Below are 23,146 nucleotides of genomic sequence, written 5' to 3' on the forward strand. Positions count from 1 at the left end.
CTTGCGGGCTTTTTCGGCGTGCCGCTTTTTATCGAAAAAGCGCTGCCTAAAATTTTAGAGGGCAGAGCAAGCTTTAGCGTGCAGGACGCCAAATTTAACCCCTTTACCTACGAGCTAAACGTCACCAAGCCGGAGCTTAGCACCTTTAAGCCGCTGTTTAGCGCCGATGAGATAAATTTAAAAATCGGTTTTTCAAAGCTTTTTAAAAAGACTCTCGCGGTAGAAATTTTGCATCTCAAATCCCCTAAATTTCACGTCGAGCGCGAGCAAAACGGCACCTTCAATTTCGAGCCGCTACTTTCGGAGCAAAAGAGCGAAAGCAAGGATGAAAACTCCAGCTTCAACGTCACGCTGAATAATTTTAAGATCGAGCGCGGCTCTCTGGGCTACGTCGATAACTCCCTGAAAAGGCCGTTTTCGCTCATCTCGACCGAGCTAAATTATGAGATCAACGGGCTAAATTTAAAGGACGAAACGATCGGCGAGCACGATTTAAGCGCCGTTTCGCGTACATACGACTCGCTGAGCTTCGATGGAGCCATCGATCTGGCGCCTCTGCGCTTGCACGGCAAAATAGATCTTAAACGGCTGAAAATCGATCCGTTTTGGCTATCATACCTCGATCCTAGCGGCGTGCGGTTTAAAAACGGCTCCCTTTCCGCTACTCTAAATTACCGATTGAGCCTCGATGAAAATATAAAATTTGCGCTTGAAAACTCAAAGCTCGAGCTGCAAAGCCTAGAAATTTTGCAAGATCAAAATTTAATTTCGCTAGGCTCGCTGAAAATCCCGAGCTTTGAGCTGAATACGGACGTTTCGAATGAAATTTCAGGCGCAGTAGCGATCCCGCAGGTGCTGCTTTCGGACGCGAAATACGATATGAACGAAACCAAAATTTCCACGGGCTTTGATGGCGCGCGGGTCGCGGATTTTGCGTTGGATTTTAATAAAACGGGGGCAAACTTGCGGCTAAACTCCGCCGTAAAAAGCGTAGATCTAAACCGCTCAAGCTTTGAAAACCCGCAAATTTCGGTCGTCTCAAACGACACTAAAATCACGGGAAATTTTTTAAAATTTAACGCCGAAGGTAACGATACGGCCCTTCATACGGGTTTTAGCGCCTTTAATATCGCGGATACGCAGATTACGCTAGCGCGCAGCGACAAAATTTCACTCGCCGTAACCGAGCTGGGCGCGTTTAGCTACGACAAAGAGGGCGCGCAAAACGGCGTAAGCCTGGAGTTTACTAAAATTTCAAACTCCAAAATCGCAAACAAAAACGGAATTTTTAGCGGATTTGAAAGCTTCGGCGTGCAAGGGGTTAAATTTAACGTTGCGGATCTAAATCTCGGCGTGGATAAAATTTTGCTAAACGCGCCGTTTTTTAACTCGGAAGTGGGCGCCAATGGCGCGAAAAGCATAAACGATCTGGCGATCTTAAGCGCGATCTCTAAAAATCCTGCAAGCCCCAAAAAAACGGCGAACTCTAACGCAGTAAGCCAAGCGGATGCAAATTCTACGGCAAGCAGCGCAAATTCGGATTCTAAAAAGCCCGCCAAAAGCCCCGCTTTAAAATTTAAGATCGGCGAGGCCTCCGTAACGGGCGCAAAGGCTAAGATCGACGAGAGCTTTATCGTTAAAAACAACGTGCACGAGATCAAGGATTTCAGCGCCACGCTAAGCGGGCTAAGCTCGAATTTCGCCGAGCCCTTCGGTATCAAAGCAAGCCTTATCGCGGGCGAAATCACCGCTAACGCGGACGGCAAGGCTAGCATCGCGCCGCTTAACGTAGGCGTGAACTTTAGCCTAAATGCGCCGAACTTGAGCGTCTTTAACAAATATGCGGCGGAATTTATCGCAGGCTCCATCGCAGGCGAGCTCGCTACGCAAGGGCAGCTGAAGCTTTCAAACGCATTCTCGCTCGAAGCAAAGCTTTCAGGCAAGGGCTTGGCGCTAAGCTCGGGCAGGGATAAAATTTTCTCGCTTGCATCGCTGAATGTCGCGCAAATCGCGCTGGGCCCAAACTCTCTCACATTAAATAAGATCACTCTTGGCTCACCCGCGGCAAATATCTCGCTGAATAAAGACGGGCGTTTAAATTTGCTCTCGCTGATAAAGCCCGCCGCGCAGGCAAAACAGGCCGCAAAGCCTGCCGAAGCTGCGCCTAGCAGATCCGCGAAAAGCAAGGCAAACTTTGCGTGGAGCGTAAAAAATATCTCTCTTAGCGGCGGCAGTTTAAATTTCACCGATGAGAGTCTAGCAACGCCCTTTAAACTGCGCATCAGCGATATGAAAGCAAGCATCAGCGAGATCAACCCGAAGCGAGCGGCAGATATCAAGCTTAGCTCGCTCGTAAGCGGAAGCGGGTTAGCGAACATTACGGCGCGCGCCTATCCGCTGGATTTTAAACGCAAAAGCGATATAAACGTCGTTTTAAAGGAGATTCCGCTTGTGCCCGCATCTCCCTATACCGCCAAATATATCGGCAATGAAATCGCGGGCGGTAAGTTAAATTTAAAACTTGCCTACAAAATCGACGATGGCAAGCTAAACGCAAGCAATGATCTAAATTTAGACCGCTTCGAGCTCGGCAAAGAGGTGCAGAGCAAGGATGCGCTGAGCCTTCCGATCGGTCTAGCGGTATCGATCCTAAAGGACAGCGACGATCAGATCGATATTAGCCTGCCTCTAAGCGGCACGCTGAGCGATCCGAAATTTAGCTACGGCGCGCTCGTTTGGGGCGCGGTCAAAAAGCTACTCTCCGACATCGTGTTAAGCCCGTTTAGATTTATGGGAAAGATCGCGGGCGTAGATACGAAAAAGCTCGAAAGTATCGATTTTGAGGCGGCGAGCAGTGAAATTTTAATCAGTGAAAACTCTAAAATCGATGATTTGGCCAAGGTCGCAAAAGCCAAGCCCGATCTTAAGATCATTCTAAACTCCGCATATAACGAAAAGTTCGATACTCACAAGTTTAAAAGGCGATCTCTGCAAAACACTCTCACGCTGATGTCCAATAAACAAGGCCTCTCCACGGATGAAGCCATAGCGGCGCTTAAGATCAAATACGGCATCAAATCCGGCGGCGATGAGGCGATGGAGGAGCTGATAGGGGCGCAGAAATTTACCCGTTCGCGTCTTGATGAGTTAGCCCTTGCTAGAGCGACTGCCGTGCAAGCGGCGCTCGTGCAGCGCGGCGTAAGCGCCTCTCGCATAGAGATCAAAAAGCCGAGCGAAGCCGAGCTCAAACAAAACAGCTTTATCCCGCTAAGCCTCGGCGTAGAGAGGTAGTGTAAGCAAAATTTGGCTATACTAAGTGGACTAAAATTTAAGGAGCGGCGATGATAAATATAGGAATCCACGGCGGAAGCGGCAGAATGGGCACGATGATCTACGAGTGCCTGAAAAATTTCGATCAGGCGCGAGCAAGCGTGATCTACACGGTCGCGCCGCTTGATTATACGCCGAGCTGCGCCGTAACGAGCAGCTACGACGAGCTTTTTAGCGGCTGCGACGTCGTGATAGACTTCACGATCCGAGACGGCGCGATAAGCTTAATGAAATTTGCGCTTTCGCACCCAAAGCCGCTTTGCATCGGCACGACGGCTTTGGGCGAGGAGGGCGAGCGGCTACTGCGCGAATGCGGCGCGAAGATGCCCGTGTTGCACGCTACGAATATGAGCCTGGGCGTTGCGGTGCTAAACAAACTCGTAGCGCTTGCCAGCAGGAGCCTGCGCGATTTTGACTGCGAAATTTTAGAGATGCACCACCGCCACAAAAAAGACGCTCCGAGCGGCACGGCGATGAGCCTTGCCGAGAGTGCCGCAAGCGCGCGCGAGCTAAACTTAAAAGACGTGCGCGTAAGCGGTCGCGACGGGCTCATCGGCGAGCGCGGCAAGGACGAGATCGCCGTGATGTCGCTGCGCGGCGGCGATATAGTCGGGCGCCACACCGTGGGGTTTTACGGCGAGGGCGAGTTCGTCGAGCTAAATCATACGGCAACTTCGCGCGCGACCTTTGCCAGAGGCGCGATAAAGGCGGCAGTTTGGCTAGCGCCCCAAAATAGCGGGCTTTACGGCATAGACGACTGCTTAGGAATCTAGCGTTTGCGGCTAAATTTAAGAGGAAAAAATGCCAACCAAAGATGAAATTTTAAATTTTTTGCGCGAGCTAAAGCCCGAGCTTGAAAGCTTTGGAATTTACAAAGTCGGGCTATTCGGCAGCTACGCCAAAGGCGGAGAGAATATCGCCTCGGATATCGATGTGGCGATCGAAAGTAGCGAGCAAACAATCGCTCGTCTTGGCGGCGGTATGCGAGCGTTTATATATTTAGACGAGCTAAGAGGACGAATCGCTAATAAATTTAAAATTTCGGTAGATCTATGCGATACTGCATCGATGAGCGATGAAAAGAAGCTAAAGCTACTAGAAGGAGCTATCTATGTATAATAAGAGGAATTTGCAAAGGCTTGAGTTGATCTGCAAAAAGATAGACGCGATACAACAAATCTGCAAAATCGGTGTTGAAAAAGCTCTTGCTGACGAACTTCGCGACCGACCCGCGATAATAATGCATCTAATCTCTTGCAACGAGCAACTGCAAAAAATTCAAGATAGCGGCGATATAGAAATTCTAAGTATATTCGCACCAAGCGATATAGCAGGATTTCGCGGGATCAGAAACGCTTCGGCGCACGATTACGAAGGATTAAATTTAGCCATCGTTCAAAGCGTAATTAGCGACTACCTGCCGAGTATAAAACAAAATATAGATAAATTTCTAAAAAATAAAATTTAAGAGGTTAGAAAATGTGCGCAATCGTGGGAGTCATAAATTCTGAAGGTGCGGCTAAAACCGCGTATTACGGGCTTTTTGCCATGCAGCACCGCGGCCAGGAGGCAAGCGGCATCAGCTCGAGCTTCAACCATCATATCAAAACGATCAAAGCCACAGGGCTCGTGACGGAGGTTTTTAGTCCCGCGAGCTTTGAAATTTTAAAGGGCAACATCGCGATCGGTCACAACCGCTACGGCACCGCGGGCGCAGACAGCCTAAAGGACGCGCAACCCGTTGCGGGCAACTACGCTCTTGGGGAGATCTCTATCGTTCATAACGGAAATTTAATCAACAAAGACGAAATTCGCCGCAAGCTTGTAAGCGAGGGGGCGATCTTTCAGTCCGGCATGGACACCGAAAACATACTGCACCTCATCGCACGCAGCAAGCAGGAGCATCTAAAAGACCGCATCGTCGAAGCTCTGAATCAGTGCGTGGGCGCGTACTCGCTTCTGATCCTGAGCCGCTCGAAGATGTTTGCCGTGCGCGATCGCTACGGCGTGCGTCCGCTCAGCATCGGCAGGCTCAAAGACGGCGGCTACATCGTCGCGAGCGAAACCTGCGCGTTTGATCTCGTAGGAGCCGAGTTCGTCCGCGACGTGAAGCCCGGCGAGATGGTGATCTTCGAAGAGGGCAAGGACGAGTTCAGCTCGGTTCAAATTTTAAAAGCCGCGGAGGCTAGAATTTGCGCGTTTGAATACATCTACTTCGCGCGCCCCGACAGCGTCGTAGAGAGCAAAAACGTATACGAGGTCAGAAAAAAGCTGGGCGCTGCGCTCGCGCGAAAATGCGAGAGTTTAAAAGCCGATTTCGTCGTGCCCGTGCCCGATAGCGGCGTGCCGGCGGCGCTAGGTTTCGCGCAAGAGAGCAAAATCCCCTTTGAGATGGCGATCGTGCGCAACCACTACATCGGCCGCACCTTCATTGAACCGACGCAAGAGGTGCGAAATTTAAAGGTCAAACTCAAGCTAAATCCGATCGGCGCGGCACTGCACGGCAAGAGCGTCGCGGTGATCGACGACAGCATCGTGCGCGGCACCACGAGCAAAAAGATCGTCGAGCTTCTGCGCCATGCGGGCGCAGCACGCGTGCATATGTGCATCGCGAGCCCGGAGCTGAAGTATCCCGAGCGCTACGGCATCGACACGCCGAGCGTGCGCGAGCTGATCGCCGCAAATATGAGCACGGATGAAATTTGCAAATTTATAGGCGCCGACAGCCTCACGTTCCTTAGCGTACCGGAGCTCGTAGAGGCGCTTGGAAGCGAGCGCAAGTACTCGCTCGTAAGCTTCGACGGCGATTATTTCATCAAGGATTAGCAAATTTAAAGGAGCAAACTATGACAAAATTTAAAATTAAGCGCGTCTATGAGAGCGCGGAGAAAGAGGATGGATTTCGCGTACTATGCGACAGACTTTGGCCGCGCGGCATAAAAAAAGACGCGCTGGAGCTTGATATGTGGGCAAAAGACATAACGCCTAGCACCGAAATACGCAAGCTTTTCGCACATAAGCCTGAGAATTTCGCCCATTTTAAGGAGCTTTACCTAGCCGAACTTGAGCAAAATCCCGCCGTGGCTGAATTTTTGAAAAAGGTTAAAAACGAGCCGGTCGTCACATTGCTATACGCTGCGAAAGACGAGCACTGCAACCATGCGATGATTCTGCGCGATTTTCTGCAAAGCAAGGTGCGCTGAAATTTTGCGCTCAAAGCGCACTGCTCGCCATATTTTAAAGCAAATGCAAAACCGCCTCGCTCACCAAAATCCACTCATAAAACCAATGCGCGAGGCGTAAAATTCAGCGAAGAGGCGTAAGCGGAGCGCTCTTAAAGCCTTGCGATGCGCGATTTGCGATAAATTTTATCTGGATGTGCATAAAACAAACGCTAAATTTTGCGTCAGAGCTCTAAAAAACGCATAATTTTATAAAAAGCGAATAAAATTTCAAGAAAAATAACTCGATTTAATATATGCAAATTTAGAATTTCATCTATTTTTTAACGCTACTTTTAATAATGCAAGCTAGGAATTTAAAAAGTGGGCTTAATATAAATTCGCAACAAATCAAATTAATTTCTTACACGCAGCATTTTTAAATTTCATTTAAGGATTTGCCGCTAACATTGCTCGTAATTTTTTACAAGGAGAAACAATGGCAATAAGTGCTAGAAATCAGCTTCACGTCGTAATCAGCGACGTAAAAATAGGTGCGGTAAATTCGCTAATCACAGCTAAAACCAGAGGCGGCGACGTGCTAAAAGCGACCGTTACGGTCGATTCTGAAAAAACTTTGGACTTAAAAGCAGGAAAAGAGGCGGTATTTTTATTCAAAGCCCCAAATGTCATCATTTCAAAGGGAGAAAATGATCTTCGCCTAAGTGCTGCAAATCAACTAAAAGGCAAAATCACCGCCGTTAAAGAGGGTGCAATCAATGCTGAAATCGATGTCAGAACCGCAGGCGGTGAGAATCTAAGCGCGATCGTCACAAACAGCTCTGTTAAAAATTTGGCGCTAGCAGTCGGCGACGAAGTAACTGCGATCATCAAAGCTACTCAAATCATCGTCGGCGTAAAATAATCCTGCATTGTGCGAACCGATGTGCACGCTTTAAACATCACAAAATCAAAGAGTGAAATTTTATAAATTTCGCTCCTTCTTCAAAAATCTTTTTTGATAAATCAAATTTCGTAGCAGCTCAAATCGTACTATAAGCGCTCTTTTCTCTCATGCGCGCAGATGCACCCCGCGCGACATCCAGCCCCAATCACACCAAGAGCGGTCTTGCCCTATTTTGCCGCAGTGCACGTTTCGCGCAGGATTTACATCCATTCATCGCGTAAGCCCACTTACGCGAGATATTTATGAAACGCAGACCCCTCTTCACTCTGCGCGCTCGCTTATAGCAATGTGCTTTCATATTTTACGCGCTCGTGACACGCCGCCGCTTTGCGTAGTAGCGACCGATCCTCGCGTAGATGTCCACATCAAGAGTGAGCCGATCTAGATCATAGCAGCACGAACAGATCATCGAACCGATCGCCTCGCCCTAAATCCGAGCGTTTTTTGAGCTTTTACCGATCGGCTCGTTAAAAGGCGTAGATTCCGCGGATAAAATCACTCTTGTAAAATTTCAGCTCATCGCCGCGGGTAACGGGCATTTGCTTTGCTAAATTTGATACTCGCCGGGACTCAACTCGCCTCGTAAAAGTTTGCCGAAGCGTGCAGCCGCGGCATCTACGGCATCGTCGCCAAACTCTCCCGGCTCAAACCCACTACTGATAAACGGCACGGCAAACTCCATCCCGCAGTAGTTTGCTGCGATCTTAAGCGGCGTTAAAATTTCATCCAGGCTAAAGCCGATAGCACCCTGTTTGGAGTACTCGCCAAGCGGGGTGCTGACGCTTAGCGCAAGCTGCAAGACCTTGCCCTTAAGCGCGCCGGAACCCACCAGCTCGTGCGAAAAGACGATGTCGATATAGGCTTTTAGCATAGGCGGCACGTTTAGCCAGTACATCGGGTACAAAAATACGATGCGATCCGCGCCGCGTAGCGCGTCTTGCTCTGTGCGAGCGTCGATGCGCGCAGTATCGGTGCCGTAAAGTCCTTCCAAATGACGCACCTCTACGCCGGCAGCCCCCTTTGCGACCTGCGATAGGGCTTTGTTTACGCGCGAGGCGGCGAAATTCGGATGCGATAAGATCACGAGCGTTTTCATGTTATTTCCTTTGTTAAAATTTGCAGAATCATATCGTTAAAAAGCTAAAAGTAGATTAAGAGGGGTTGTAAAAATGAAGAGTTATTTCTTCTTGTGAGGAACCTGGATTTGCGTGGCACGATAGATACTAAGCGCTCTCATATTATACTGTCTCAAAGCACGCGCCACAAAGTGTTTTTACGCGTGCCGCAAAGCAAGCCCCTAGCCCGCTCTTGTTTGGAACGATCTCGCTTGCGATCCACCCGATCGCGCGCGGCTGCCACGCGGGGCAAAATTTCATCCAAGCAAGGATAAATTTATGAAAAAAGATTAAAATTTAGCCGCGATTTGGGCTACGAGCCCGAAAATTTCAAAAAAAGGACACGATATGCAGAAAAAAACACAGATCGAAGACGAGTTTAGCGCAGAGGATCGCGAGCGTAAAATCACGCTGCAAGCAGGAGACGTAGCGCCCGAGTTTAGCTTACAAAACGCCGACGGCGCGAGCGTCGCGCTAAAGGACTTTGCGGGAAAAAAGGTCGCACTATATTTTTACCCCAAGGATAACACCCCCGGCTGCACGACCGAAGCGTGCGAATTTAGCGCCGCATACGATGATTTCATCGCCGCAGGCTGCGTGATCGTCGGCATCAGCCCCGACAGCGCCAAATCCCACGCGGGCTTCATCGCCAAGCAGAGCCTAAAGCACATCCTGCTGAGCGATCCGCAGCACGAGGTAGCCAAGCTATACGGCGCGTGGCAAGTGCGCAAAAACTACGGGCGCGAGTATCTGGGCATCGTACGCTCGACCTTTCTGATCGGTGCGGACGGCAAAATTTTAAAGGTCTATAAAAGCGTCAAGGCAAAGGATCACGCCGCAAAGGTGCTCGCGGATCTGCTAGCTGCGGGAAAGTAAAGCGCCAAACTAGTGTTTTGAAATAGGGCCCCGCGCATTTGGGCGCTAAGTTTTAATTTAAAATTTATGCGCTGAAATTTACTACGGAATTTCGGCGTCAAAATTTAAGCGTCGAAATTTGGGCATTCAAATTTCGCTTTGAAATTTTGCCTTAAAATTCCTCCGCTAATTTGAAAATAAAATTTCAAAGCGGGGCTATATCTGCGATTTTAACGGCAAATTTTATCGCCTCAAACCAAAATCTTAAAGAAAAAATATGAAAAGCTTAATCATTCTAGCTCACCCCGACATCGAAAATTCGCTCATAAACAAGCGGTTTTTGAAAGAGACCGCCGCGCAAAGCTTTGAGGAATTTATCGCTCTTTTCCTCGCCGCGCTCACGGACAAAAGCGCTGCGAAATATCCGCTTTCTTGTTTTGCGTAGCGGCTCACGATACTGATAAAGCTGCCGAGCGGAGGTAAAGCAGTGCAGCGAGGTATGCGGTGCAGGACACAAATTTTAGCCTCGCGGAAAAAACGGTGCCGTAAACTATACGAGCCAAAAACCCGCCCGATGATTTGCAATAAATTTTGAGTTTAAATTTTACACGTTTGCGCAAAGGCTTCGGCGCCTCCGAATAAGCCTCGGCCGCAAAAATTTTGATCTAAAATTTGAGCAGTCCGTCCTCGTCAAATTTAAAACCGGGCCCCCAAGCCACCTCCCAGTAGTATCCGTCGGGATCGGCAAAATACGCGTGGTATCCGCCCCAAAACGTATCTTGAGGCTCCTTGACGATGGTGCCGCCCGCCTTTTTTACGAGCTCTATGACGCTAGCTACGTCCTCTTTATTTTTTACGTTGTAGGCTAGCGTGATGCCGCCAAATCCGCTGCCTCTGGGCGGATCGTTTTCGCTGGTATCTCGCGCTAGCGCGTCCAAGGGATAGAGCTCAAATTTGGTTCCGGGCGTATTAAAAAAGCATACCGGCGGGTCGTCGTCTTTACATTCCGTCTTAAATCCTAGGCCGTCTCTGTAAAATTTCAGCGCCCTTTGCATGCTTCGCACGCCTAGGCAGATGCAGGTTATTTTATTCATTTTCGCCTCCATAAATTTTAACGTATAAATTTTAGTTTCTTGTGCCGTAGTCAATCCTGCGCTCAAACAAGCCGTCGTCGCACTAGCCGAGCGCGCCGTCCGAGCTTTTTAATCGCCGATCATTAAAATTCTAAAATTTCGCTTCCAAGCTCGGCGTTAAATTTTAAAATTTAGGCTACTTTCGATCTGTCCTGCAAGCTAAGTCAAAGTCCGTGCCTTATGGCTCAAACGAGCAGGCTTTTAGGTTTCCGCCCGCTAAGCCCTTTTTAAACCACTCTTTGCGCTGCGCCGAGGTGCCGTGCGTGAAGGAATCTGGCACGACGCGACCGCTAAATTTACGCTGCAACGTATCGTCGCCGATCGCGCTGGCGGCATTTAGCGCCTCGTCGATGTCGCCCGCCTCCAGCACACGCCCAGCTTTTGCGAGATAATGCGCCCAGACCCCCGCGTAGCAGTCCGCCTGCAGCTCGACTTTGACCTGAAGCGCGTTTTGCTCGGCTTCGCTGCGAGCGCGCCTTTTTAGAGCGGCGACCTGCTCCAGCGTGCCGACTAAATTTTGAACGTGATGCCCTACTTCGTGCGCGATGACGTAGGCCTGCGCGAAGTCGCCGCCCGCTTTGTATTTATTCGCAAGCTCGTCGAAAAAGCCGAGATCCAGATAAATTTTATGGTCCCTCGGGCAATAAAAAGGTCCCGTCTGCGCGCTCGCAAAGCCGCAGCCGCTTGCGATCTGATCGCGGAAAAGCCGAAGTCCGGGCTCCTCGTAGCGCGCGCCCGCACTTTTAAATATCTCGCCCCAAACGTCCTCGGTTTGAGCTAGCACTACCGAGACGAAGGCGAGCTTTTCTTGCTCCTGCGGGCTGTCCGTCGGCTCTCTTTGCGTACTGGCGCCTTCGTCTAAAAGCGCCAAAGGGTTGTAACCCATAAAATACGCCACCACGCCGATTACGAGCACTATGCGCCCGATCTTTGAGCCGAGCAAAAACCTGATGATCGGGATCAGCATCCCAAGCGAGCCGGAGCTCGTGCGCATGCTGCTTGCGCGGTCATCCTCCACGTTTGAACTTCGTCTGCCGTCTTGCCATTTCATGTTTTTCCTTTAAAATTTTTGAGCCATTATACTAAAATTTTAAAAAGAGCGCCGCCTTGCTTTTGTAAAACACTGCGCGCGTAGCAAAATAAATCTGAAATTTTGCTTATTTTAAATTTCTTTTAAGCTGTTTAAAATTTTAAATTCTATATAATCGCCCTTTTTAAATTTAAAAGAAAGGAGAATTTGTGGCAAAAGACGACGTCATAGAGATCGACGGCAACGTCATAGAAGCGCTGCCGAACGCGACTTTTAAGGTCGAGCTCGATAACAAACACGTGATTTTATGTCATATCGCGGGCAAGATGCGGATGCACTACATCAAGATAATGCCGGGCGATCGCGTAAAAGTCGAGTTGACCCCTTACAGCCTCGATAAAGGCAGGATCACCTACCGCTATAAGTAAGGATAAAGTTAAATTTAGATATACTCGCGATTTTGCGACTAAACTGTAGGAAGAAGTGTTTTCAAAATCCCCACTATTTTGAAAACAGTTGGTTTGATACTTTCGCTTTTGAAATTTCATTAAACCTAGGTGCAGTTTGCATTTAAAGTGGAGAAAATTTTAGGAGAGTGGAATGAAAGTTCGTCCATCCGTTAAGAAAATGTGCGACAAATGTAAAATTGTCAAGCGCAAAGGTGTTGTTCACGTTATTTGTGAAAATCCAAAACATAAACAAAGACAAGGATAAGTTATGGCTCGTATCGCAGGTGTAGATCTACCAAAGAAAAAAAGGATTGAATACGGACTAACTTATATCTACGGTATAGGTTTATTTACGTCGAGAAAAATTCTCGATGCGGCAGGAATTTCTTACGATAAAAGAGTCGCCGATCTGAGCGAAGATGAAGCCGCCGCTATCAGAAAAGAGATCCAAGAGCACTATATGGTCGAAGGCGATCTTCGCAAACAAGTGGCTATGGATATAAAAGCGCTTATGGACTTGGGCGGCTATCGCGGCCTAAGACACAGAAAGGGCCTTCCGGTTCGCGGTCAAAAAACAAAAACGAACGCCAGAACCAGAAAAGGCAAACGCAAAACCGTCGGCGCGGCAGCTAAATAAGGATTGAGATATGGCACAAAAAAAAGTAGTTAAGAAAAAAACCGTCAGAAAAAATATCGCCAAAGGCATAGTTTACATCTCCGCTACGTTTAATAACACTATGATTACCGTAACGGACGAGATGGGCAACGCGATCGCGTGGAGCAGTGCGGGCGCTTTAAATTTTAAAGGCAGCAAAAAATCCACCCCTTATGCGGCGCAGCAAGCCGTCGAGGACGCGTTAAACAAAGCCAAAGAGCACGGCATCAAAGAGGTAGGCGTCAAGGTTCAGGGTCCGGGAAGCGGACGCGAGACCGCCGTTAAAAGCGTAGGTAGCGTAGAAGGGATTAAAGTTACGTATTTCAAAGATATTACTCCTCTTGCGCACAACGGTTGCAGACCGCCTAAACGACGTCGCGTGTAATTATAAAAGGAGAAATTTATGGCTAGATATACAGGACCGGTTGAAAAATTAGAAAGAAGGCTCGGCGTCGATCTATTTATGAAAGGTGAGAGAAGACTTGCGGGCAAGAGCGCACTTTTAAAACGCCCTTACGCTCCGGGTCAGCACGGACAAAGACGCGCTAAACTAAGCGAATACGGCTCACAGCTTCGCGAGAAACAAAAGGCTAAATTTATGTACGGCGTAAGCGAGAAGCAGTTCCGCAGGCTATTTGCCGAAGCAGCTCGCAGAGAGGGTAACACCGGAGCGATCTTGGTTCAGCTTTTAGAACAGAGGCTAGATAATGTCGTTTACCGCATGGGCTTTGCTACGACTAGACGCTTTGCGCGCCAGCTCGTTACGCACGGACATATCTTAGTAGACGGCAAGCGCGTAGATATCCCTTCATACTCCGTCCGCGCAGGACAAAAGATCGAAGTGATCGAGAAGAGCAAAAATAACCCGCAAATTTCAAGAGCATTGGATCTTACTGCACAGACCGGCATCGTAGCGTGGGTAGATGTAGAAAAAGAGAAAAGATACGGAATTTTTTCTAGAGTTCCGGATAGAGAAGAAGTTGTTATTCCTGTAGAGGAAAGATTTATCGTAGAGCTTTACTCGAAATAATTAGGAGCAGATTATGAGAAAAATCACAACATCAGCTCATATGCCAACTGAAATAAAGGTTGAGAATGTCAGCGAAAATGTTGCTAAAATCATAGCATATCCCTTTGAAACGGGATATGCCGTCACTCTAGCTCATCCTTTACGAAGGTTACTTTATACCAGCACGGTCGGTTTTGCGCCGACTGCGGTTAAAATCGAAGGCGTAAGCCACGAATTCGATAGCATGCGCGGTATGCTCGAGGATATGGCGGCTTTTATCATAAATTTAAAGGGCTTAAGATTTAAAATCAAGGGCGATTCCCTACGCGAGGTCGTAGAATACAGCTTCAAAGGACCTAAAGAAATTTACGGCAGCGACCTAAATAACGGCGCCGTAGAGATCGTAAATCCAAGCGCTTATCTGGCTACGATAAACGAGGATGCTGATCTTAAATTTACGCTCATCATCGAAAAGGGTATCGGCTATGTCCCAAGCGAAGAGATCAGAGAAAATTTAGACGCTGATTTCATCGCGTTGGATGCGTTTTTTACCCCAGTAACTAAGGCTGTTTACGACATCGAAAACGTATTTGTAGAGGATAATCCCGACTACGAAAAGGTGGTCTTTACGATCACTACCGACGGTCAGATCAGCGCGATAGATGCGTTTAAAAACGCGCTTGAGGCGATGTATCAGCAGCTGGCGGTTTTCAAAGGTATCGTAAATATCAGCGCTGCGGATACTTTCGGTAGAGCGATCCCCGCAAATTCCGAGTTTGCAAAGCTTTTTGAGAGCGTTAGCAATCTAAGCTTAAGCGCACGAAGCTTCAACTGCCTAGATCGCGCCGATATTAGATTTATCGGTGAGCTTGCGATCATGGAGGAAAGCGAGCTTAAAGACCTTAAAAATTTAGGCAAAAAATCGCTTGAGGAGATCAAAGCCGTAATGGAGGAGATCGGTTATCCTATCGGCAACCAAGAGCTCGGCGATAAAAAAGAGCAGCTAAAACGCAAGCTTGACGAGCTGAAGGCTCAAAGACAAAAGAATGAAGGACAATAAATGAGACATAATCACGGATATAGGAAGCTAGGGCGCACTTCGTCTCACCGTGCCGCCCTGCTTAAAAATTTAACCATCGCTTTAGTTACTAGCGGCAAGATCGAAACTACGCTTCCTAAGGCAAAAGAGCTAAGAAGTTATGCCGAGAAGCTGATCACTCGCGCGCGCAAGGGCGACAGCGAAGCGCATAGATTTGTTTTCGCGGTGCTTCAGGATAAGGCTGCGACAAATAAGCTAGTCACCGAGATCGCTCCAAAATACGCAGGCGTAAACGGCGGCTACACTCGCATCATCAAAACCCGCCTTCGCAAGGGCGACGCCGCAGAGATGGCTTATATCGAGCTAATCAGCAAATAAAATTTCGGGATCACTCCCGAAATTTCTTCTATGAAATTTAAAATTTTACTTCCGCTTGTTATCATCGCTGCGGGTCTAGCGTGGGCATTGGACAACTATCTTAGCTATAAAAATATCGAAACGATCAACTCCGAAATTCCGCTAAAGCAATCATTGGGCGGCGAGCAAATCTCTAAAATCCGCGTCTATAAATCCAAACGAATTCTTGAAATTTTAACCTCAAAAGGCGTCGCGAAAAGCTACAAAATCGCCCTGGGACGCGAGCCCGAAGGACATAAAGAGATTCAAGGCGACGGCAAAACCCCGGAGGGCAACTACACCATAAACGGCAAAAATCCAAACTCGGCGTATCATCTAAATTTAGGCATCTCCTATCCGAACAAAGCCGACGTAGCGCACGCAAAATCCCTCGGCAAGAGCGCAGGTGGCGATATCAAAATCCACGGGCTACCGAATAAATTTAGCTACCTAGGGCAGAGTATCGCGGCGTTCGGCGACTGGACGGAGGGCTGCATAGCGCTCGTCAACGACGATATGGACGAGCTTTTTGAACACGTGAAAATCGGCACGCCGATAGAAATTTTGCCGTGATTGCACGCGCCTGCGCTAAAATTTCACAGCCGCGATCGATATAAAACGTAGCGTAAATTTTATCTACGAGCTTCAAAATAATGTTTGCCGTCCAGGCTTTTGTAGTCGCAAAATTTGCAATTAAAAGCAGGATTGTTTTTCTAAAAAATTTAATCGTATCGGCGCCTGTTCTAATTAAATTTAGGCAGTTTGCTTTAAATTTCTTTCCCGTTCAAGCAAAATTTCATCTCAAATTTAACCATCGGCTCAGCTGAAATTTCATCCCAAATTTATGGCACAAATAGTCTAAATTTAAATATATGCAAACCTGGTGATTTGCGAGTTTCGTCCTTACCGAATCGATAAAATTTTAAAATCGCGGCTCGCCGTTCGTGGCGTATAAAATTCTTTGCGATCCATGGCGCAAAATCCGCGTCCTCGCGCAAAATTTCAGATTAAATTTCATCCCCGATAAGCCTTTTTTTATCGCTTTTGGATATAATGCGCCAAAACTAAAATAAGGAATTTTAATGATACCATTTACAGACGAAGAGCTTCTAGCCCCGGTACAGGATAGCTTGGAGCTAATCCGACCGATGCTGCAAAACGACGGCGGCGATATGAAGCTTTTAGGCATAAAAAACGGCGTCGTCTATGTCCGCCTTACCGGGCATTGCCACGGCTGCGCTGCAAGTGCGCAGACCCTAAAATACGGCGTCGAGCGCCAGCTTCGCATGGATATTCACCCCGAGCTTAGCGTCGTAAACATCCCCGAAGGCGAAGAGTTTGAACTATAAAAAACTGGGGCTAAAGGCCTTTTCGCGCGGAGAATTCGAGCTTGCGAAGCTATATTTTTCGCTCGCATATGAAAAAAGCGGCGAGGAGGAAATTCTATTTTTGCTAGAACTTTGCCAGACTGCGCTGGCAGACCGCGAAGAGGCGCTTATGCTCTTTGATTTTTACAACCTCAGCCCCAAAACTCAAACTGCGGAGCTTTTTAAAATTTTAAACTCCATCAACGAAAAGATCGCGAACGAAGCGGCCTCCGAACCCGGCGCCGAGGATGAGATCGCCGTTATCGCTTATGCGGATTTTATGCGAGCGGTAGACCAAAGAGGCTTTAAAGACGCCTTCGAATCGATCATTTTTTCCTCCAAAATCGCCATTTCGGACAAAACCGAGATGATAGAATTTTTAGAAAATTTGATAGAAAACGGCTACTACGAAATGGGGCTTAATTACGTCGAGAGCTCGGCCGCCGCGTATGCAGGCGATGAACGCTTCGAAGCGCTGATACAAAAAATCAAAAATCATGAAAATACGACTAGAAAATAATTTCATCACCGACAACTCCGCCGAGTGCGAGGCGGGCTGCTTTTTTATGCGCACGAGCGCAAACGCCAAATTTGAATCCGAAGCGGCGCAAAAAGGCGCGCAGATCATCTCTATCGCGCAAGCAAAGGAACTTTTAAATATTAATCCGCGCATCAAAATCGTAGGCATCACCGGTACGAACGGCAAAACGACGACTGCGGCGGCGATCTACTCGACGCTGCTGGATCTAGGCTTTAGTTGCGGTCTAAGCGGCACGCGCGGCGCCTTTATAAATGAGCGCAGGATCGACGAAAAGGGACTTACGACGAGCTCGGTTTTTAAGACGATGAGCTATCTTTACGAAGCTAGCAAACAGGGCTGCGAGTACTTCGTCATGGAGGTTAGCTCGCATGCGATAGCGCAAAATCGTATCGAAGGATTAGAATTTGCGCTTAAAATTTTTACTAATCTCAGCCAAGATCATCTCGATTATCACGGCAGTATGCAAGAATACGCCGCAGTCAAAAGCTCGTTTTTTGCAGACGACGCGCCAAAGCTCATAAACGCCGACGACGGACATATTAAATTTAATCCCGCAAACGCCCTTACCTACGGTATCAAAAACGCCGCAAGTTTCGGCGTGAGCGGATACGGGCTAAAGGGCGGTATCGACGCGCTCGTGCGCACCCCAAACGGCGATAATGCGCAGCTTCAAAGCGATCTCATCGGCGAGTTTAATCTCTACAACCTTACCGCGGCGTTTGCGGCGGTTAAAATTCTAACCGAGCTACCGAACGAGGAGATCGCAAAAGCTCTGGCAAACTTCGGCGGCGTCGAGGGTCGCGTGCAGATCGTAAATAAAAATCCGCTTGTAATCGTCGATTTCGCTCATACCCCAGACGGCATCGAAAAGGTGCTAAATGCGCTGCGCGCAAGCGGCGAGATTATCGCGGTTTTCGGCGCAGGAGGCGATCGCGACCACGGCAAGCGTCCGAAAATGGGCGCTATCGCCGAGCACTTTGCTAAAATATGCATCGTTACGAGCGATAACCCGCGCAGCGAGGATCCAGACGAGATCATCGAACAAATTTGCGCCGGCATGCGCCGAAAAGATAAAATTTTAAAGATCGCGGATCGCAAAGAGGCGATCGCGCGCGCGCTAGATCTTGCCAAAAACGGCGAGATGATCGCTATTTTGGGCAAAGGCGACGAAACCTACCAGGAGATCAAGGGCGTGAAGCATCCTTTCAGCGACAAACAGGTCGTAAGCGAGCTCGTCGCGGCGCGAGGCGAGTCAAATTTAGACTATTTAAAGGACGGCCAATGAAAATCGAAATTTTATCAAGCAAAATCCACCGCGCGCGCGTGACGGACGCCAACCTCAACTACGTAGGCTCCATTACGATCGGACCCGAGCTCATCGAGGCTGCGGGGCTTTGCGAATACCAAAAAGTAGAGATCCTAAACGTCAATAACGGCGAGCGCTTCGCTACCTACGTGATCCGCGGCGAGAAAAAGGGCGAGATCTGCCTAAACGGCGCAGCCGCGCGCAAAGTCTGCATCAGCGACATCGTCATCATCGTGGCTTACGCACAGATGAGCGCCAAAAAAGCAAGAAGCTTCAAGCCTAAAATCGTGCAGGTAAACGAAAAAAACCAAATAACGGAGTAAAGATGTTTGAAGGAATGGATTTTTCAAAAATGGGGCAGATGCTCGATCAGATGCAGGCCAAGGCTAAGCAGATCGAGGAGGAGAATGCGCGCAAAGAATTTACCGTAAAATCGGGCGCAGGCATGGTCGCCATCAGGCTAAACGGCGCGGGCGAGGTGCTTGATCTAAGTATCGACGACAGCCTTTTTAGCGACAAGGAAAGCTTGCAGATCCTACTGATCTCGGCGATAGGCGACGCGATAAAACTCGTCGAAAATGAAAAGAAAGGCGCCGCAGCGTCCATGCTAGGAGGGCTCGGCAGCCTAGGCGATCTGCTCGGCGATAAGGGCTAAGCGTAGTTCAAAAATGGTGAAAATAGGCTTTTTAGAGAGGGCGACTACTTCCCGCCTAGCGAGCGGTTTGGATTCTACGGAGCGAGCGGTTTCTGTAGCGAACTAAATGAAGCCCGATTTTATAAGGCGGCGTTAAATTTAGATTTTGTGGCGATACGGTTTGCATAAAGCACGGCTTGCTTGATTTGACGCTAGGTTATTAAATTTCAACCTTAGCAAATCGGTCAAATTTAACGGGTGGCGTGAGGGCAAATTCTAAAATTTCGGCGAGCTGCTACGCTGCGGCGCAAAGTAAAATTTAGCTCGCACGGCTTAAATGCAAAGCGGGCGAGCCGTTGCGCGACATCCGCGAGCAAATCGAGCGTAAGATGCGGCTCAAAAAAGCGGAGCATCCTTCGCCTCGCGCACTGCGTAAAGCTAGGGAATTAAAATTTAAAATTTTAGGCGATATGATTGCTTCTACGCGACGTATAAACTGCTCGCGACGGCAAAGTCTAAGCTGCGCGACGAAAAGGCATTCGAATGGCGCGAATTTGCATTCGTCAAGGGCGCGCCCAAGCAGAGCAAATCAAAACCGCAAGGTAGGATCGATGGATATTTTAGAAAAATTTAAAGACTACTTGAAACAAAACGAGCTGAAGGCACCGAGCTTTCATCCGTATTTCGAGGAGGCGCTCAATTACATGCTGCAAGCGGGCGGTAAGCATTTTCGCGCACAGCTGCTGCTAGGCGTCGTCTCGGCGGTGGATGAGCGGCGCTTTGAGGGCGCGCTGGCGATCGCGATGGCGCTTGAGATGATCCACACCTACTCGCTTATCCACGACGATCTGCCCGCGATGGACGATGCGGATCTACGCCGCGGGCGACCGAGCCTGCATAAAAAATACGACGAGGTCACGGCGATTTTGGTGGGCGACGCGCTAAATACCGACGCATTTTTGATTGCCGCGAACGCAAATTTAAGCGACGAGATTAAGATAAAATGCATTAAAACTCTAGCGCGAAACGCAGGCAGCAGCGGCATGGTGCTTGGTCAGGCGATCGATTGCCATTTTGAAAACAGCCCGTTAAAGCAAAGCGAGCTTGAGTTTTTGCATCTGCATAAAACTGGCGCGCTCATCGCCGCAGCGTTTGAGCTAGGCGCCATAATCGGCGGGCTAAAGGACGAGCTCGCGCATGAGCTTTATAAGATCGGACTGAAGCTAGGTCTTATATTTCAGATCGAGGATGATATCATCGACGCCACGAGCGACGAGGCAAGCGCGGGCAAACCGGTAGGAGCGGACGGCGCGAAAAATTCCTTCGTAAATTTACTAGGTCTTGCGGGTGCGAGGAGCTACAAGCAGCGCCTAATAGACGAGGTAAGCGGCGCGATGGCGGGCTATGATGCGAGCCTACGCGATTTGGTTTTAAATTTGATAGAAAAATACCTGAAAGGATGAAAAATGTCGAGCGAGCAGCTAAGTAAAATTTCAAACACGATCAAATTTCTAAGCGCGGATATGATCCAAAGCGCTAACTCGGGCCATCCCGGCACGCCGATGGGGCTAAGCGACGTAATGAGCGTCTTTATGAGCAAGGTCCGCCACAATCCCAAAAATCCCGCGTGGCTGAACCGCGACCGCGTCGTATTCTCAGGCGGGCACGCAAGCGCGCTCGTGTATAGCTACCTCTACCTTAGCGGATATAATTTGAGCATGGACGATCTGAAAAGCTTCAGACGCCTGCACTCCAAAACCCCCGGTCACCCGGAGATCACTACCCCGGGCGTCGAGATCGCTACCGGGCCGCTCGGTCAGGGCGTCGCAAACGCGGTAGGATTTGCGATGGCCGCGAAATACGCCGCGCATCTGCTAAACGAGGAAGGAAACGAGATCATCGATCACCGCGTCTATTGCTTCTGCGGCGACGGCGATCTGCAGGAGGGCATCAGCTACGAAGCGTGCGCGCTTGCGGGCAGACACAACCTCGATAATCTCACGATAATTTATGATTCTAATGGCATCACGATCGACGGCAGCACCGATATCGCGTGGTTTGAGGACGTAAAGGTGCGATTTGAGGCGCAGGGCTTTGAGGTCGCGCGCATCGACGGGCATAATTTTGATCAGATAGAATTTGTCCTTGACGAGGTCAAAAACAAAACCAAACCCTACCTCATCATCGCAAATACCACGATCGGCAAGGGCGCGCTCGAGCTTGAGGGCACGGCCAAAACGCACGGCGCGCCGCTTGGAGAGGAGCTGCTTGCGCGCGCTAAGCAAAGCCTGGGCTTCGATCCCACCCAAAGCTTCGTCGTAAGCGAGGACGTGCTTTTTGAAACGCGCGCCGCGGTTGAGAGGGGCGATTTAGAGGAGCGGCTTTGGAAGGAGAAGCTTGCGAAGCTAAGCGATGAAAAAAGAGCGCTTTTAAACGAGCTTTTAAATCCCGATTTTAGCAAGATAGAATTCCCAGATTTTAGCGGGCTCAAGGTCGCCACGCGCGATAGCAACGGCAAAATTTTAAACGCCATCGCAAACGCGGTGCCCGGCTTTTTGGGCGGAAGCGCCGATTTGGCGGCGTCAAATAAGACCGAGCTAAAAGGCGGCGGCGACTTTCCGTGCGGCAAAAATTTGCACTTCGGCATCCGCGAGCACGCTATGGCGGCGATCGGCAACGCCTTTGCAAGATACGGGCTTTTCATCCCATTTAGCGCGACGTTTTTTATCTTCAGCGATTATCTCAAAACGGGCGCGCGACTCGCGGCGCTGATGAGCTTGCGCCACTACTTCGTCTTCACGCACGACAGCATCGGCGTGGGCGAGGACGGGCCGACGCACGAGCCTATCGAGCAGCTTAGCACCTTCCGCGCGATGCCCGGCTTCTACACCTTCCGCCCGGCAGACGGCAATGAAAACGTAAAATGCTGGCGCGCGGCGCTCGCTCTGAATGCGCCCGCGGCGTTCGTCTGCTCGCGCCAAGGGCTTGAGCCGCTACCTAAGGCGGTTTTGGGCGACGTGCAAAACGGCGCGTATCTGCTAAGGCAAAGCAAAGAAGCACGTATCACGCTCATCGCAAGCGGCAGCGAAGTCTCGCTCTGCTTAAAAGCGGCGGCGATCCTGCAAGAGCAAGGCATCGGCGCAAACGTCGTAAGCGCGCCGTGCTTCGAGCTTCTGTGCGAGCAGGACGCAGACTATCTAGCGCAAATCCTAGAGCCGCAAACTAAAATTTTAGCCGTCGAAGCCGCAAGCGCGCTTGAGTGGTATAAATTTGCAGACGCGGTACACGGCATGCGAAGCTTCGGCGAAAGCGGCAACGCAAACGAGCTATTTAAGCTTTTCGGCTTCACCGACGTAGCGATCGCTAAGCAGGCCAAAGAGCTTTTAGGGCAGTAACGGAAAGGACGAAATTTGAGCGAAAAAATCAAAATTTCGTATTTAGACGGATTTAAAATTTACGGGTTAAAAGCTCGCACGAAAAACGCGGACGAGCTAGGCGGGAGTGGTAAAATTCCCGCGCTGTGGGCGAAATTTATGAAAGAGTGCTATGACGGGCAGAACGAGATTTACGGCGTCTATTACGATTACGAAAACGGCACCGACGGGCTTTACGATATCTTTATCGGCACCAAAGCGCCCCGCAGCGACGAAGCCTTGGAGATCAAAAGCGGCAAATACGCCGTTTTTAGTTTCCCGAATGAGCCGCAAAACGTAGCAAAGTTTTGGAGCAAAATTTGGAGCTTTTTTGAGGCCGGCGAACTAAAAAGAGCGTTTGGAACGGATTTTGAGTTTTACGGCGGAGACGAGATCAAAATTTTTATCTCGGTTTTGTAGGGCGGCGCATGAAATTTATAAACGGCGAGTGATTTTTCGCCGCCGCGACGATGAGCTTTTGCGTAAAATTTCATCCATAAAGCGGTAAAATTCCGTACCCAAAACTACGCGCGAAAGCAAATTTTATGCCCAAAGCGCGCCGTACCTTAAGCCGTGGATTTAAAACGAAATCTAAATTTGCGCCGTTAAATTTCAACCCCCGATCGCAAAATCAGGCGAAATTCCAGGCGGAATTTCATTTTTAAATCTGTTATTAAGCCATTTTTGGCTTAAATTACATTTTCATTCGGGTAGATGTCCGAGCGGTCGAAGGAGCGCGCCTCGAA

At 49.1% G+C, this 23,146-nt stretch carries 28 protein-coding genes; 25 read left to right on the forward strand and 3 right to left on the reverse strand.

Annotated features, from left to right (window positions below; all coding sequences use genetic code 11):
• The 7 genes from Q0413_RS05610 to Q0413_RS05640 form a co-directional block, all read left to right on the forward strand.
• Positions 1–3,291: DUF748 domain-containing protein (locus tag Q0413_RS05610; protein WP_298988007.1), on the forward strand; the 3,291-nt coding region annotated here is incomplete at its 5' end.
• Positions 3,292–3,341: 50 nt separating this feature from the next.
• Complete coding sequence (gene dapB, locus Q0413_RS05615) at positions 3,342–4,103, forward strand: 4-hydroxy-tetrahydrodipicolinate reductase (RefSeq protein ID WP_298988009.1); 762 nt, start codon at positions 3,342–3,344, stop codon at positions 4,101–4,103.
• A 28-nt stretch (positions 4,104–4,131) separates the two neighbouring features.
• Positions 4,132–4,449, forward strand: coding sequence for a nucleotidyltransferase family protein (locus Q0413_RS05620; protein WP_298988011.1), 318 nt, complete (start codon positions 4,132–4,134; stop codon positions 4,447–4,449).
• The gene (locus tag Q0413_RS05625) at positions 4,442–4,798 is read left to right on the forward strand and encodes a HepT-like ribonuclease domain-containing protein (protein ID WP_298988012.1); all 357 of its coding nucleotides are present in this window, start codon (positions 4,442–4,444) and stop codon (positions 4,796–4,798) included. The genes Q0413_RS05620 and Q0413_RS05625 overlap by 8 nt, the downstream gene beginning before the upstream one ends.
• An 11-nt stretch (positions 4,799–4,809) precedes the next feature.
• Positions 4,810–6,156: an amidophosphoribosyltransferase gene (gene purF / locus Q0413_RS05630; RefSeq protein WP_298988014.1), complete on the forward strand. Its 1,347-nt coding sequence runs from the start codon at positions 4,810–4,812 to the stop codon at positions 6,154–6,156.
• A gap of 20 nt (positions 6,157–6,176) precedes the next feature.
• Entirely contained in the window at positions 6,177–6,533 is a 357-nt protein-coding gene (locus Q0413_RS05635) for a DUF488 domain-containing protein (protein WP_298988015.1), read from the forward strand.
• Between the two features lie 457 nt (positions 6,534–6,990).
• On the forward strand, positions 6,991–7,416 hold the full coding sequence (locus Q0413_RS05640) for a TOBE domain-containing protein (RefSeq protein WP_298026483.1): 426 nt from the start codon (positions 6,991–6,993) through the stop codon (positions 7,414–7,416).
• A gap of 589 nt (positions 7,417–8,005) precedes the next feature.
• Here the strand turns inward: Q0413_RS05640 and Q0413_RS05645 are convergent.
• Positions 8,006–8,554, reverse strand: coding sequence for an NAD(P)H-dependent oxidoreductase (locus Q0413_RS05645; RefSeq protein WP_298988016.1), 549 nt, complete (start codon positions 8,552–8,554; stop codon positions 8,006–8,008).
• 367 nt (positions 8,555–8,921) lie between these two features.
• Here Q0413_RS05645 and bcp point away from each other — a divergent pair, with 367 nt between their 5' ends.
• Both bcp and Q0413_RS05655 read left to right on the forward strand, forming a co-directional pair.
• On the forward strand, positions 8,922–9,449 hold the full coding sequence (gene bcp / locus Q0413_RS05650; protein ID WP_298988017.1) for a thioredoxin-dependent thiol peroxidase: 528 nt from the start codon (positions 8,922–8,924) through the stop codon (positions 9,447–9,449).
• A 256-nt stretch (positions 9,450–9,705) separates the two neighbouring features.
• Positions 9,706–9,873, forward strand: coding sequence for a hypothetical protein (locus tag Q0413_RS05655; RefSeq protein ID WP_298988018.1), 168 nt, complete (start codon positions 9,706–9,708; stop codon positions 9,871–9,873).
• A 220-nt stretch (positions 9,874–10,093) separates the two neighbouring features.
• Here Q0413_RS05655 and Q0413_RS05660 read toward each other — a convergent pair whose 3' ends face one another.
• Positions 10,094–10,522 carry a VOC family protein gene (locus Q0413_RS05660; RefSeq protein ID WP_298988019.1) on the reverse strand — a complete coding sequence of 143 codons (429 nt, stop codon included), beginning with the start codon at positions 10,520–10,522 and terminating at the stop codon, positions 10,094–10,096.
• A 217-nt stretch (positions 10,523–10,739) separates the two neighbouring features.
• Positions 10,740–11,612, reverse strand: a complete 873-nt coding sequence (locus Q0413_RS05665; protein WP_298988020.1) for a neutral zinc metallopeptidase — start codon at positions 11,610–11,612, stop codon at positions 10,740–10,742.
• Positions 11,613–11,800: 188 nt separating this feature from the next.
• On the opposite strand from Q0413_RS05665, the gene infA reads away from it, so the two are divergent.
• From infA to Q0413_RS05745, 16 genes are all read left to right on the forward strand, one after another.
• Positions 11,801–12,019: a translation initiation factor IF-1 gene (gene infA, locus Q0413_RS05670; protein WP_005869854.1), complete on the forward strand. Its 219-nt coding sequence runs from the start codon at positions 11,801–11,803 to the stop codon at positions 12,017–12,019.
• A 172-nt stretch (positions 12,020–12,191) separates the two neighbouring features.
• The gene (gene rpmJ / locus Q0413_RS05675) at positions 12,192–12,305 is read left to right on the forward strand and encodes a 50S ribosomal protein L36 (RefSeq protein ID WP_005869855.1); all 114 of its coding nucleotides are present in this window, start codon (positions 12,192–12,194) and stop codon (positions 12,303–12,305) included.
• A gap of 3 nt (positions 12,306–12,308) precedes the next feature.
• On the forward strand, positions 12,309–12,677 hold the full coding sequence (rpsM, locus tag Q0413_RS05680; RefSeq protein ID WP_005869856.1) for a 30S ribosomal protein S13: 369 nt from the start codon (positions 12,309–12,311) through the stop codon (positions 12,675–12,677).
• A 10-nt stretch (positions 12,678–12,687) separates the two neighbouring features.
• Positions 12,688–13,080: a 30S ribosomal protein S11 gene (gene rpsK / locus Q0413_RS05685; RefSeq protein WP_177387174.1), complete on the forward strand. Its 393-nt coding sequence runs from the start codon at positions 12,688–12,690 to the stop codon at positions 13,078–13,080.
• An 18-nt stretch (positions 13,081–13,098) separates the two neighbouring features.
• The gene (gene rpsD, locus Q0413_RS05690; RefSeq protein WP_298988021.1) at positions 13,099–13,725 is read left to right on the forward strand and encodes a 30S ribosomal protein S4; all 627 of its coding nucleotides are present in this window, start codon (positions 13,099–13,101) and stop codon (positions 13,723–13,725) included.
• 13 nt (positions 13,726–13,738) lie between these two features.
• Positions 13,739–14,764, forward strand: coding sequence for a DNA-directed RNA polymerase subunit alpha (locus Q0413_RS05695; protein ID WP_298988022.1), 1,026 nt, complete (start codon positions 13,739–13,741; stop codon positions 14,762–14,764).
• Positions 14,765–15,121 carry a 50S ribosomal protein L17 gene (rplQ, locus tag Q0413_RS05700; protein WP_298988023.1) on the forward strand — a complete coding sequence of 119 codons (357 nt, stop codon included), beginning with the start codon at positions 14,765–14,767 and terminating at the stop codon, positions 15,119–15,121.
• Positions 15,122–15,151: 30 nt separating this feature from the next.
• Positions 15,152–15,712, forward strand: a complete 561-nt coding sequence (locus Q0413_RS05705; protein ID WP_298988025.1) for a L,D-transpeptidase family protein — start codon at positions 15,152–15,154, stop codon at positions 15,710–15,712.
• A 509-nt stretch (positions 15,713–16,221) separates the two neighbouring features.
• Positions 16,222–16,488: a NifU family protein gene (locus Q0413_RS05710; RefSeq protein WP_295150604.1), complete on the forward strand. Its 267-nt coding sequence runs from the start codon at positions 16,222–16,224 to the stop codon at positions 16,486–16,488.
• A complete protein-coding gene (locus tag Q0413_RS05715) occupies positions 16,478–17,026 on the forward strand; it encodes a histidine kinase (RefSeq protein ID WP_298988026.1) in 549 nt (182 codons plus the stop codon). The genes Q0413_RS05710 and Q0413_RS05715 overlap by 11 nt, the downstream gene beginning before the upstream one ends.
• A complete protein-coding gene (locus Q0413_RS05720) occupies positions 17,004–18,332 on the forward strand; it encodes a UDP-N-acetylmuramoyl-L-alanyl-D-glutamate--2,6-diaminopimelate ligase (RefSeq protein WP_298988027.1) in 1,329 nt (442 codons plus the stop codon). The genes Q0413_RS05715 and Q0413_RS05720 overlap by 23 nt, the downstream gene beginning before the upstream one ends.
• Positions 18,329–18,676: an aspartate 1-decarboxylase gene (panD, locus tag Q0413_RS05725; RefSeq protein ID WP_298988028.1), complete on the forward strand. Its 348-nt coding sequence runs from the start codon at positions 18,329–18,331 to the stop codon at positions 18,674–18,676. The genes Q0413_RS05720 and panD overlap by 4 nt, the downstream gene beginning before the upstream one ends.
• Before the next feature lie 2 nt (positions 18,677–18,678).
• Entirely contained in the window at positions 18,679–19,008 is a 330-nt protein-coding gene (locus Q0413_RS05730; RefSeq protein ID WP_298988029.1) for a YbaB/EbfC family nucleoid-associated protein, read from the forward strand.
• A gap of 590 nt (positions 19,009–19,598) precedes the next feature.
• On the forward strand, positions 19,599–20,450 hold the full coding sequence (locus tag Q0413_RS05735; protein ID WP_298988031.1) for a polyprenyl synthetase family protein: 852 nt from the start codon (positions 19,599–19,601) through the stop codon (positions 20,448–20,450).
• A 3-nt stretch (positions 20,451–20,453) separates the two neighbouring features.
• Entirely contained in the window at positions 20,454–22,382 is a 1,929-nt protein-coding gene (gene tkt / locus Q0413_RS05740; RefSeq protein WP_298988033.1) for a transketolase, read from the forward strand.
• A 27-nt stretch (positions 22,383–22,409) separates the two neighbouring features.
• On the forward strand, positions 22,410–22,820 hold the full coding sequence (locus Q0413_RS05745; RefSeq protein WP_298988034.1) for a GyrI-like domain-containing protein: 411 nt from the start codon (positions 22,410–22,412) through the stop codon (positions 22,818–22,820).
• The last annotated feature ends 326 nt before the right edge of the window (positions 22,821–23,146 follow it).

It is taken from the genome of uncultured Campylobacter sp. (assembly GCF_938045465.1).
In the GTDB taxonomy this organism is placed as follows: Bacteria; Campylobacterota; Campylobacteria; order Campylobacterales; family Campylobacteraceae; genus Campylobacter_B.

Coding starts and splice junctions, on each gene's coding strand:
- dapB (WP_298988009.1), top strand. CDS start 3,342: ATGATAAATATAGGAATCCACGGCGGAAGCGGCAGAATGGGCACGATG.
- Q0413_RS05620 (WP_298988011.1), top strand. CDS start 4,132: ATGCCAACCAAAGATGAAATTTTAAATTTTTTGCGCGAGCTAAAGCCC.
- Q0413_RS05625 (WP_298988012.1), top strand. CDS start 4,442: ATGTATAATAAGAGGAATTTGCAAAGGCTTGAGTTGATCTGCAAAAAG.
- purF (WP_298988014.1), top strand. CDS start 4,810: ATGTGCGCAATCGTGGGAGTCATAAATTCTGAAGGTGCGGCTAAAACC.
- Q0413_RS05635 (WP_298988015.1), top strand. CDS start 6,177: ATGACAAAATTTAAAATTAAGCGCGTCTATGAGAGCGCGGAGAAAGAG.
- Q0413_RS05640 (WP_298026483.1), top strand. CDS start 6,991: ATGGCAATAAGTGCTAGAAATCAGCTTCACGTCGTAATCAGCGACGTA.
- Q0413_RS05645 (WP_298988016.1), bottom strand. CDS start 8,554: ATGAAAACGCTCGTGATCTTATCGCATCCGAATTTCGCCGCCTCGCGC.
- bcp (WP_298988017.1), top strand. CDS start 8,922: ATGCAGAAAAAAACACAGATCGAAGACGAGTTTAGCGCAGAGGATCGC.
- Q0413_RS05655 (WP_298988018.1), top strand. CDS start 9,706: ATGAAAAGCTTAATCATTCTAGCTCACCCCGACATCGAAAATTCGCTC.
- Q0413_RS05660 (WP_298988019.1), bottom strand. CDS start 10,522: ATGAATAAAATAACCTGCATCTGCCTAGGCGTGCGAAGCATGCAAAGG.
- Q0413_RS05665 (WP_298988020.1), bottom strand. CDS start 11,612: ATGAAATGGCAAGACGGCAGACGAAGTTCAAACGTGGAGGATGACCGC.
- rpmJ (WP_005869855.1), top strand. CDS start 12,192: ATGAAAGTTCGTCCATCCGTTAAGAAAATGTGCGACAAATGTAAAATT.
- rpsM (WP_005869856.1), top strand. CDS start 12,309: ATGGCTCGTATCGCAGGTGTAGATCTACCAAAGAAAAAAAGGATTGAA.
- rpsK (WP_177387174.1), top strand. CDS start 12,688: ATGGCACAAAAAAAAGTAGTTAAGAAAAAAACCGTCAGAAAAAATATC.
- rpsD (WP_298988021.1), top strand. CDS start 13,099: ATGGCTAGATATACAGGACCGGTTGAAAAATTAGAAAGAAGGCTCGGC.
- Q0413_RS05695 (WP_298988022.1), top strand. CDS start 13,739: ATGAGAAAAATCACAACATCAGCTCATATGCCAACTGAAATAAAGGTT.
- rplQ (WP_298988023.1), top strand. CDS start 14,765: ATGAGACATAATCACGGATATAGGAAGCTAGGGCGCACTTCGTCTCAC.
- Q0413_RS05705 (WP_298988025.1), top strand. CDS start 15,152: ATGAAATTTAAAATTTTACTTCCGCTTGTTATCATCGCTGCGGGTCTA.
- Q0413_RS05710 (WP_295150604.1), top strand. CDS start 16,222: ATGATACCATTTACAGACGAAGAGCTTCTAGCCCCGGTACAGGATAGC.
- Q0413_RS05720 (WP_298988027.1), top strand. CDS start 17,004: ATGAAAATACGACTAGAAAATAATTTCATCACCGACAACTCCGCCGAG.
- panD (WP_298988028.1), top strand. CDS start 18,329: ATGAAAATCGAAATTTTATCAAGCAAAATCCACCGCGCGCGCGTGACG.
- Q0413_RS05730 (WP_298988029.1), top strand. CDS start 18,679: ATGTTTGAAGGAATGGATTTTTCAAAAATGGGGCAGATGCTCGATCAG.
- Q0413_RS05735 (WP_298988031.1), top strand. CDS start 19,599: ATGGATATTTTAGAAAAATTTAAAGACTACTTGAAACAAAACGAGCTG.
- tkt (WP_298988033.1), top strand. CDS start 20,454: ATGTCGAGCGAGCAGCTAAGTAAAATTTCAAACACGATCAAATTTCTA.